9 protein-coding genes are annotated in these 9453 nt (G+C 51.8%); 4 read left to right on the forward strand and 5 right to left on the reverse strand.

Annotated features, from left to right (window positions below; genetic code table 11):
* The 4 genes from P0Y67_RS21450 to P0Y67_RS21465 all read left to right on the forward strand — a co-directional run.
* The coding region (locus P0Y67_RS21450; protein ID WP_342393509.1) for a phosphotransferase at positions 1 to 536 on the forward strand (536 nt) is incomplete at its 5' end.
* Between the two features lie 48 nt (positions 537 to 584).
* Positions 585 to 1439 carry a DUF6279 family lipoprotein gene (locus tag P0Y67_RS21455; RefSeq protein ID WP_342393510.1) on the forward strand — a complete coding sequence of 285 codons (855 nt, stop codon included), beginning with the start codon at positions 585 to 587 and terminating at the stop codon, positions 1437 to 1439.
* A gap of 102 nt (positions 1440 to 1541) precedes the next feature.
* Positions 1542 to 2084 (forward strand): alpha/beta hydrolase YcfP, encoded by a 543-nt coding sequence (gene ycfP / locus P0Y67_RS21460; RefSeq protein WP_342393511.1) that lies wholly within the window; start codon positions 1542 to 1544, stop codon positions 2082 to 2084.
* Positions 2085 to 2217: 133 nt separating this feature from the next.
* On the forward strand, positions 2218 to 3507 hold the full coding sequence (locus P0Y67_RS21465; protein ID WP_342393512.1) for an NAD(P)/FAD-dependent oxidoreductase: 1290 nt from the start codon (positions 2218 to 2220) through the stop codon (positions 3505 to 3507).
* A gap of 121 nt (positions 3508 to 3628) precedes the next feature.
* On the opposite strand, the gene P0Y67_RS21470 is transcribed toward P0Y67_RS21465, so the two are convergent.
* The 5 genes from P0Y67_RS21470 to P0Y67_RS21490 all read right to left on the reverse strand — a co-directional run bounded on the left by P0Y67_RS21470 (position 3629) and on the right by P0Y67_RS21490 (position 9437).
* Positions 3629 to 4102, reverse strand: coding sequence for an FKBP-type peptidyl-prolyl cis-trans isomerase (locus P0Y67_RS21470; protein ID WP_337113781.1), 474 nt, complete (start codon positions 4100 to 4102; stop codon positions 3629 to 3631).
* Between the two features lie 68 nt (positions 4103 to 4170).
* A complete protein-coding gene (locus P0Y67_RS21475; protein ID WP_342393513.1) occupies positions 4171 to 4743 on the reverse strand; it encodes a GNAT family N-acetyltransferase in 573 nt (190 codons plus the stop codon).
* Positions 4744 to 4802: 59 nt separating this feature from the next.
* Entirely contained in the window at positions 4803 to 5624 is an 822-nt protein-coding gene (locus P0Y67_RS21480) for a peptidoglycan binding protein CsiV (RefSeq protein WP_342393514.1), read from the reverse strand.
* A 28-nt stretch (positions 5625 to 5652) separates the two neighbouring features.
* The gene (mfd, locus tag P0Y67_RS21485; RefSeq protein ID WP_342393515.1) at positions 5653 to 9108 is read right to left on the reverse strand and encodes a transcription-repair coupling factor; all 3456 of its coding nucleotides are present in this window, start codon (positions 9106 to 9108) and stop codon (positions 5653 to 5655) included.
* 2 nt (positions 9109 to 9110) lie between these two features.
* Complete coding sequence (locus P0Y67_RS21490) at positions 9111 to 9437, reverse strand: hypothetical protein (protein WP_342393516.1); 327 nt, start codon at positions 9435 to 9437, stop codon at positions 9111 to 9113.
* Positions 9438 to 9453 lie beyond the last annotated feature (16 nt).

Raw genomic sequence — 9453 nt, forward strand, 5'->3', positions numbered from 1 at the left:
GTATAGGTCGGGCTTTTTACATTACCCTGATGGCTTTGCAGGCCAAGATTCACCGATTACCTTTGCCCGGCTGGCGGTTAGCCGTGCGTCAGCGGGCTGAACACTATCTTGCTGCCATCTCACCGGAGGATAACGGGGAGGAACTGGCATCAGTATGCGCACATTATTTCAGCCATATTCCTCACAGTGGGTTTCCTGACACCTGTTGCCATCATGATCTGGGATTTTACAATCTCATTCAGCGTCCGGGCGGAGAGTTGGCCGTGATTGACTGGGAGTATGCGGCGGCCGGTGACCCTATGCTGGATCTGGCGCTGACGGTTCAGGCCAACCATCTTGATGTTGTAACTGCTGCGCAGCACTACTGCCGTTATCAGGGAGGTGACCCGGCTCTTGTCTCACAAGCAGTGCAGCAGTGGCTCCCCTGGTGCGATTTCTTGGCTATGCTTTGGTATTATGCTGGCGCAAATTTGTGGCAGGATGACAACTATCGTATTGAGGCAAAAGCATTGTTAGCAAAATTGGCTGCTGCCTGATTGCTATCGCCGGGTAAATCTGTCAGACAGTTTCTGGAGGAAGTGCGTGTGAGTCTAGCCTGTGCTCGTTGGCATCGTCCGTTACTGTTGCTGTGTTTGTTGGTTTTTCTCTCGGGGTGTGCCGCCCGTCTTGCCTATAACACTATGAACTATTGGGTTCCCTGGTATCTGGATGATTATGTCAGCCTGACTCCGACGCAGGCATCCCGGTTTGAAAGCGAGCTGTTGCAGGCTCGGACTGTGCACCGTCGTCAGGAGCTGCCAAAACTGCATCAGCATATTTTTGAATTTCAGCAGGATCTGCAACGCCCGCTGACCTCAGCCCAGATAGCGCGCTACCACTATAGCTTTACGGCACTGGCAGAGCAGAGTGCTTCAGTTTTTACCCCACCGGCGGCAAACTTGCTGCGATACCTGAGTAATATCCAGATTGATCAGATTAACACTAAGATCAATAAGGATTTGGATGAACTTCGGGCCAAAAGAGAGAAGTTAAGCCAGGAAGAGAAACTTCAGCGCTATACCACCAGATTTGAAAAGTTCAGCAAGGAATGGATTGGTTCACTAACGGATGAGCAACAAAGCATTATTGAGGAACTGGCAAAGCACCAGTTGGATATTGAGCCGGTCTTTTTTTCTGCGCGCAGCGGGCTTTATCAGCAATGGCAGGCGTTATTGTCGCAGCGTCACCGTCCGGAATTTGATGCCAGGCTCGAGAGGTTATTCAAAGATGTGGTCGGTCTTCGCTATGCGCCGGTACAGTCTCAATTAGATCAATACCTTCAGCGCCGATTTGCCTTAATGGCGCAGCTGAATCAGAGCTTGTCTTCTTCTCAGCGCCAGTATCTGATGAATAAATTAACCGAAACGCGCAAAGAGATAGCCGTCTTGATCCAACAGTAACTATTATCAATGACCTGATTAACCACTTTAATTTTGTGGCTAATAGTAAATGCCGTATAGTGGTTAACCTTGATACGGACATTTTCCAGGAGTCGCTTCACTATGATCATTTATCTGCATGGCTTTGATTCCACCAGCCCTGGGAATCACGAAAAAGTGCTTCAGCTGCAATTTATCGATCCCGATGTTCGCGCAGTGACTTATAGTACATTTCATCCCAAACACGATATGCAACACTTACTGAAAGAAGTGGATAAGCTCATTGCTGCCAGTGATGATGCGCATCCGTTGATATGTGGCGTAGGGCTGGGGGGGTACTGGGCTGAGCGTATCGGTTTTCTCTGTGGTATCAAGCAAGCAATCATTAACCCAAATTTACATCCTGAAACAAATATGCAGGGGAAAATAGACCGGCCGGAAGAGTACGAAGATATAGCAACAAAATGCGTGTCTGATTTCAGAGAAAAAAATTTCGGGAAGTGCCTCTGTATACTTTCAACTAATGATGAAGTGTTAGATAATCGATCCATAAATAGAACATTGGACGCATATTACCAAGTGATCTGGGACGATACACAAACGCATAAATTCAAGAAAATCTCCCAGCACTTACAAGCAATAAAGCAATTTAAAGCAACCCATTGAGTATATGCCTCTCCCTCCGCAGACGGATTGAAACGATCCTCTGCCCAACTCTACGTCAGTCAGAATTTTTACCTGGCAGGGCAATGTCCCTGCCGGTTTGTGCAAGATTTATAAAAACTAGAGGAAAAAGACTGTGACGAGAATCATCGTAGTTGGAGGCGGTGCCGGGGGCCTGGAATTGGCCACCAAACTAGGGCGAACCTTAGGCCGTAAACGAAAGGCAAACGTTACCCTGGTAGATAAGAACAGCAGTCATCTGTGGAAACCACTGTTACATGAAGTGGCGACCGGCTCGCTGGATGAAGGCGTTGACGCATTGAGCTACCGTGCGCATGCCAAAAACCATCATTTCGATTTTCAATTGGGCGCGCTGAAAGACATTGACCGCGACCGCAAAAGCATCACATTGCATCCGCTTTACGATGAGCACGATGAGCTGCTGATCCCCGAGCGCGAGATTGAATACGATATTCTGATCCTGGCTATCGGTTCGAAATGTAACGATTTCAACACACCCGGGGTGCGAGAGCATTGTATTTTCCTGGACAGTCCGGCGCAGGCACATAAATTCAGAACGGAAATGAATAATCAGTTCCTGAAGCTGCATGCACACAAAGAGCAGAAAACGGTGGATATTGCCATTGTCGGTGCGGGTGCTACCGGGGTGGAACTGTCCGCGGAGCTGCATAATGCTGTGAAAGAGCTGCGTTTGTACGGCTTTGGCGATCTGGACAGCTCCCGACTGAATGTCAACCTGATTGAAGCCGGTGAGCGCATTCTGCCTGCATTGCCGCCACGCATTTCAGCTGCCGCACATACCGAGCTGACTAAGCTGGGCGTAAAAGTGCACACAGCAACCATGGTGATTAAAGCAGATGAAACCGGCCTGACAACCAAAGACGGTCAGCACATTCCGGCCAAACTCATGGTCTGGGCGGCGGGCATTAAAGCCCCGGATTTCATCAAAGACATTGCGGGTCTGGAAACCAACCGTATTAACCAGCTGGTGGTGAAAGACACGCTGCAGACCACCCGTGACGATGATATTTATGTGATTGGGGATCTGGCTGCCTGTACGCAAAAGGACGGCACCCTGGTTCCGCCTCGTGCACAGTCGGCGCATCAGATGGCCAGCCGCTGCTTCTCAAATATCGTTGCTAAACTGACAGATCGTGCGCAGAAGCCTTATGTCTTTGTGGATCATGGTTCGCTGGTTTCCCTGAGTCGCTTTTCTACCGTCGGGAGCCTGATGGGTAACCTGACCAAAGGGTCGATGATGATTGAAGGCCGCATTGCCCGCGTGATGTATATTTCACTGTACCGGATGCACCATATTGCGCTGCACGGTTTCTTTAAGACCAGCCTGATGATGCTGGTCGGACGCATTAACCGCGTGTTGCGTCCCAACCTTAAACTTCATTAAGGCTATAGTGCCAGGTGTCTGACACCTGGATCTGGCGCCCAATAAAAAACCGCCTGAAACGGCGGTTTTTTTGTTATCTCTAAGCCAGTACCCAGCACGGGCGGCGGTGATGGTTTGGCTATCAATTAATTTTTAATAACTCGACATCGAAAATCAGCACGGATCCGGGACCGATTTTACCCATAGAGCGGTTACCATACGCCAGTTCGGCCGGGATAAACAAACGCACCTTTTCCCCTTCAACCATCAGCTGAAGTCCTTCGGTCCAGCCTTTGATCACCTGATTCAGGTTGAAAGCGATCGGCTCGCCACGCTCAACAGAGCTATCAAACACAGTGCCGTCAATCAGGGTGCCGTGGTAGTGGACAGTCACTTTGTCCGATGCCTTAGGGTGTTCTGTTCCCGTGCCTGATTTCAGCACAGTATATTGCAAGCCGGAGGCTGTGGTTTTAACACCTTCCTGGTTTTTATTGGCTTCAAGGAAGGCTTTGCCTTCTTCTGCATTTTGAACCGCCAGTTGCTTATTGTTCTGGCTGCGTTGAAAGAAGAAAATCACCAAGCCGATAATAATGATCGCGAGAATAATTTTAAACACTGATATTCCTACCTTTTTGTATTGTCTTTGATGAATATAGCCAAGTATTCCGGGGTTATTTGGCTATCTTAGCCTATCCGGTTGCGTTTAGGTGCCAAGTCCTGCGGGATCAGTGCGTAGACCATGCCATCGCAGGCTTTGCCATGGGTGTAAATTCGGTTACGGCTCAGAGATTCGAACAGGGCGCCTGTGCGCTCAGCGGTTTTCTGGCTGGGGGTATTAGTAATGTGAACCACGATTTCCAGTCTGGTCAGTGCCAGCGTCTCAAACGCAAAACGCGCCAGAGCGATAATCGCTTCTGTCGCATATCCCTGACGATGGCAACTGCTTCGGATCCAATAGCCCAATTCAGCACAATTGGTTAGCTGAGACAGATTATTCAGACACACAGTGCCTAAAAATTTGCCGTCACGGCGGGTAAAAGTTGCCAGCTCGTAGCCATTGTCGATTTTCCAGTTCATCTGAGAAGCCGACAGCCAGGCGTGTGCATCCTGTTGGTCATAGCCATCATGACACCACTCGACCCAGGGCGATAAATCTGACTGCGATTCCAGTACCGCGGACAGGTTGTCATCTACATCCGCAATTTTGTAGGGTCGCAGGTAAAGGCGGGGAGTGGTGAGCATGAAGTCCAGCTTCATCAGTGATTCCTGCAGACAGTAACCGGAAAAAGGGGCCAGATGGCCCCTCGCAAATGTTGTTATTCTGAATCAAGGCGGCGGATTTGTACCACCATCCCCATCAGCGGGTGATCAAGATAATGGGTTTCACCGCTTCGCATTTTACGCTGCTGGTCAAAGCGGAACGCTTTGAGGAATTCTTCAACTTCTATTTTCTTTTTCACTTCCTGCAGCTGTCCGTACTGAACCGTACCGCTCTGGTTGGGATCCAGACTGTCTAATGGCTCGGTGCCGACAACCACTTCACGGCGGCCAGGCTCACGTAAATCCAGCTGGGTATTGGTGAAAAGAAAGTGATTCACATAGACCTGAATTTTCCCTTCAAGCTCATACAGCGGCTTAGTCGCTGCCGGAGAAGGCTCTGTTTGCGTGACTTCACCGGAAGCAAGATCAAAGCTGGGCGGTGCTGTCATTTCGCTGCTGCTCAGGCCACGGCGCGCTGCTTCGGCTTTTGAGGTGCCGTCTTGCAGAAACTGACCTGAGAAATCCCGGCCAGCGGTTAAGTGAAAAGTCGGTGCTTGTGCTTTGCTGAGATCCCCCTGCCGCCAGCCAAAGTGAGCAAGTGGGGTGAAACCGGCATGACTCTTCAAGCGCTGATACTGTTCGCTCAGCTTAAACCGGCTTGCCGGCATAGGCGTAATGCCTCTGTTTGCCAGTTGCGCCATATTGTTCAGTCGCACCGCGCCACTGTAATTCAGAGGCTCTGCCTGATCCGGCCAGGATTCAGCCGTTTGTCCCGGATCAATATTTCGCTTGAAGATAATGACTTCAATGTCAAATTGTCGTGCTGCGAAACTTGGCAGGCTGATGGCAAGCAGCAGCAAATAAATCAGATTTTTCAAGGTTATACTCCGCACTGGTATGCAGCCATTATAGGGTGTTTTCAGCTAATTGTGTTAGGAAGCCGTCAACATACTTGATGCGCTCACGGCGGTCTGTCAGTGTTGCCGTGACCTTCAGCTTAGTCGGACCATCCATTCGGAATCGCTGTGGCTGTGATTGTAACAGACCGACCAGGAAACCGGGGTCAATGGCAGCATTTTCAGTAAATTCGAAATAACCGCCTTTTTCTCCGGCTTCTATGCGACGAAGGCCCAGATTTGCCGCTTTCAGCTTCAGCTTATTGAGCGTTAACAGGTTAGCGGCGGCGTCCGGCAACAGGCCAAAGCGGTCAATCAGCTCCACTTTTAACTCGTCGAGGGCGTCTTCATTGCCGGCACTGGCAATCCGTTTATACAGGGACAGTCGCGTATTGATATCCGGGATGTAGTCTTCCGGCAGCAGCGCCGGTAATCGCAGCTCAACTTCAGTCTGCTCGCGCAGCAGGTCATCCAGCGACGGCTCTTTGCCGGCCTTGAGTGCTTCGACGGCCTGTTCCAGCATTTCCATGAACAGCGTAAAACCGACCGACTGGATCTGGCCCGATTGCTCATCGCCCAGCAGTTCACCGGCGCCGCGTATTTCGAGATCGTGTGTCGCCAGCGTAAAGCCAGCGCCCAGATCTTCCAGTGACGCGATGGCCTCCAGGCGCTTCACGGCGTCTTTAGTCATCCGCTTGGGATGCGGGGTCAGCAGATACGCATAGGCCTGGTGGTGCGAACGGCCAACGCGACCACGCAGTTGATGTAACTGGGCCAGACCAAGATGGTCAGCCCGGTTGATAACTATGGTGTTTGCTGTCGGGACGTCAATTCCGGTTTCTATGATAGTCGTGCAGACCAGCAGGTTAAAACGCTGGTGGTAAAAGTCGCTCATGACTCTTTCCAGCTCACGTTCGCGCATCTGCCCATGGGCAGTAGTAATACGCGCTTCAGGAATCAGAACGGCCAGATCCTGCGCCGTTTTTTCGATGCTTTCTACGTCGTTGTGCAGGAAATACACTTGCCCGCCGCGCATAATTTCACGCAATACGGCTTCACGGATGATCAGGTCTTCACGCTCGCGAACGAAGGTTTTGATCGCCAGACGCCGGGCAGGCGGGGTCGCGATAATAGACAGATCGCGCATGCCGCTCATTGCCATATTCAGCGTACGCGGAATCGGGGTAGCGGTGAGCGTGAGAATGTCGACGTCTGCGCGCAGCGATTTCAGTTTTTCTTTCTGGCGGACGCCGAAGCGGTGCTCCTCATCGACAATCAGCAGGCCGAGATCCTGATACTTCACTTCGGCGTTGAGCAGCTTGTGCGTGCCGATCAGGATATCAATTTTTCCCTTAGCGACATCTTCCATAATCGCTTTTTGTTCTTTTGCTGTTTTGAAACGGGACAGCACTTCCACACGTACCGGGGTGTTGGCAAAGCGGTCGCGGAAATTTTCAAAATGCTGCTGCGCGAGCAAAGTGGTTGGTACCAGCACTGTGACTTGCTTGCTGTTATCGACAGCCACAAAGGCCGCACGCATTGCGACTTCGGTTTTACCGAAACCGACATCACCACACACCAGACGATCCATGGCTTTGGCCTGACACATATCCGACAGCACGGCATTGATGGCCATGGCCTGATCGTGGGTTTCTTCGAACGGGAAGCCGGTACAGAAATCGGCATAGGCTTCGCGGTCGAGCTTAAATTTGAAACCCGGTTTGAGCTCACGTTTGGCGTAAACATCCAGAAGCTCTGCCGCCACATCACGGACTTTTTCCGCCGCTTTGTTGCGGGCTTTCTGCCAGCTTTCACTGCCCAGTTTATGGATAGGGGCGGCTTCTTCTGCTCCGCCTGAATAGCGGCTGATAAGGTGCAGGGATGCCACGGGGACATAGAGTTTCGCCCCGCCCTGATACTCCAGGGTGACGTATTCAGTGGTAATGCCGCCGGCTTCGAGGGTCTGCAAGCCCTGATAGCGGCCTATGCCATGGTTAAGGTGGACCACAGGCTGGCCAATTTTCAGCTCTGCCAGATTTCGGATAATGGTATCTGAGCTGACAGTGCGCTTATCCTCACGGCGACGACGCTGAATAACACGTTCACCCAGCAGATCACTTTCACAGATGAAAGCCAGAGCCGGTTCATCGAGGATAAAACCCTGCTCTGCGGCGCCAATCACCAGCGTGTACTGACTGGCGGCTGCCATGGCCTCTTCAAGGCTGTGACAGACCATAGGGCGCAGTTTTATCCGGGCCAGCAAGTCCAGCAAGGCTTCGCGGCGGCCTTCACTGGCAACGGAAAAGATAATTTTTCCGGTGAAGCTTTCCTGAAACTGACGCAGTGCCGATAAGGGTTCTTTCAGCTGATGATTGATGGTCAGCGCCGGCACAGGTGAAATGGCCGGGTTGAACCGGCCGGCTTTGTTTTCTTCCGGAGCTTTGTTCAGCTTGACCTGCGGCAGGGTTTTAAATCCGCTGAACATTTCTGCGGTGGTCAGCCACAGGGCTTTAGGTTCAAGAAGCGGGCGCAGCGGGTCGACACGGCGCTCCTGAAAGCGGTATTCGGCATCGTGCAGAAAATGCTCCGCCGCGTTGTCCAGATCGCCTATGGTCAGTAACAGCGTGTTATCAGGCAGATAATCAAACAAGGTATCGGTGTGATCGAAAAACAGCGGCTGCCAGTATTCAATCCCTGCCGGCCAGGTGCGCTTGCTGACCTGCTGATAGATGGACTCCGGCTCCCGGCGGGCTTCGAATTGCTCACGCCAGCGCATACGGAAGCTTTCCACGGCCACTTCATCGGTCGGAAACTCGTGTGCGGGCAGCAGGTGAATATTGTCGATCTCGCCGGTCGACAGTTGCGACTCCGGGTCAAACTGACGAATCGAATCCACTTCGTCATCAAAGAAATCAATCCGGAAGGGCTCATTGTTTCCCATCGGGAAGAGATCAAGCAGTGAGCCGCGGCTGGCGTACTCACCGTGTTCCATCACCTGATCGACATGGCGGTAACCGGCGGCTTCAAGCTGCAGGCGTAACTTCTCCAGCGACAGGCGATCCCCTTTGCTGACCAGCAGAGCGTGCTGGTGAATAAAGCTGCGCGGTGTCAGGCGCTGTAACAAGGTACTGACAGGAACCAGCAGCACACCATCCTGCTGAGTCGGCAGTTGATATAAACGGGCCAGGCGATCAGAAATGATGTCCTGATGCGGCGAAAAACTGTCATAAGGCAGGGTTTCCCAGTCGGGGAAAATATTGACCTCTGCCTGAGAGAACTGGCTGATTTCAGGCTGTAAACGCAATGCCGTCTGCGTATCAGGCACTACAGCCAGCACCGGGCCTGTGTGGCTTTTCGCCAGTTCGGCAATGGCAACCGCCAAGGCGGCGCCGGAGACATTTCCCACAAAGCGCTTGTCGCCGGCTTTGTTCGGCAAAGGTAGAGAAAATAGCGTGTGTGTTGTCATGACTATGATTGACTTTCGTTTCGTTGCAGCGCACGTTGACGCAGCAGTTTTTGTTGGATGTGCAAAGCTGCACGAATGAGTAGATCCCTGTCGTCTTCCTGCAGTCTGGTGTACTGCAGTGTAATGTCAAACTTATCTTCCCTGGCCTGGCATTCACTGACACTGGCATAGCAATACACGGCAGCAGGGGGATTATCAAGAAACAGTTTCAGACGAGCCTGACAACCAATCTCGAGCGGCCGCTCTGCCAGGTAAGTCAGCTGGCTGGCCCCGAAGGTTTGCGTGGTATGACGCATCGGCATCCCAAACCAGACCGCCCTTTTCTTCAATCAGTTTATCCACGCC

It is taken from the genome of Photobacterium sp. SP02 (genome assembly GCF_038519165.1).
Taxonomy (GTDB): domain Bacteria; phylum Pseudomonadota; class Gammaproteobacteria; order Enterobacterales; family Vibrionaceae; genus Photobacterium; species Photobacterium halotolerans.

Bases quoted from the DNA above. Each gene is read 5' to 3' on its own strand.
- ycfP (WP_342393511.1), top strand. From the start codon at position 1,542: ATGATCATTTATCTGCATGGCTTTGATTCCACCAGCCCTGGGAATCAC.
- P0Y67_RS21475 (WP_342393513.1), bottom strand. From the start codon at position 4,743: ATGAAGCTGGACTTCATGCTCACCACTCCCCGCCTTTACCTGCGACCC.
- mfd (WP_342393515.1), bottom strand. From the start codon at position 9,108: ATGACAACACACACGCTATTTTCTCTACCTTTGCCGAACAAAGCCGGC.